Origin of the sequence: Vogesella mureinivorans (assembly GCF_007644035.1) — a bacterium.
Lineage (GTDB): Bacteria > Pseudomonadota > Gammaproteobacteria > Burkholderiales > Chromobacteriaceae > Vogesella > Vogesella mureinivorans.
In genome coordinates this window covers 1-298 of sequence record NZ_VMTV02001119.1, presented here as the reverse complement: position 1 = coordinate 298, position 298 = coordinate 1, and the positions used below count along the sequence as shown (strand labels likewise).

At 68.8% G+C, this 298-nt stretch carries 1 protein-coding gene; it reads right to left on the bottom strand.

The window, feature by feature from the left end; all coding sequences use genetic code 11:
- Positions 1 to 298, bottom strand: a 298-nt coding sequence (locus tag FLQ44_RS23040) for a M3 family metallopeptidase (protein WP_147696192.1), incomplete at both ends; no start/stop codon positions are given.

Genomic DNA, 298 nt, shown 5'->3' with positions numbered 1-298 from the left:
CGTCGCTCTTGTTCTTCAGGCCGCGGCGGTACAGCAGGTTCTCGGCGTCCGGCTGCTTGCGGCGCCATTTCACGTACATCTCCATCGGGTCCTCGGTGCCGCCGCGCGACAGGATGCCCTGCCGGTAGGCCGCACCCAGCTCGGCGTTCAGGCCGCCCTGCTCGGTGACGAAGGCGAAGGCGTCGGCCGCCAGCACTTCGCTCCAGATGTAGGCGTAGTAGCCCGAGGAATAGCCACCGGGGAACACGTGGGCGAAGAAGGCGCTGCGGTAGCGCGGCGGCACCGGCGCGAAGTCGAC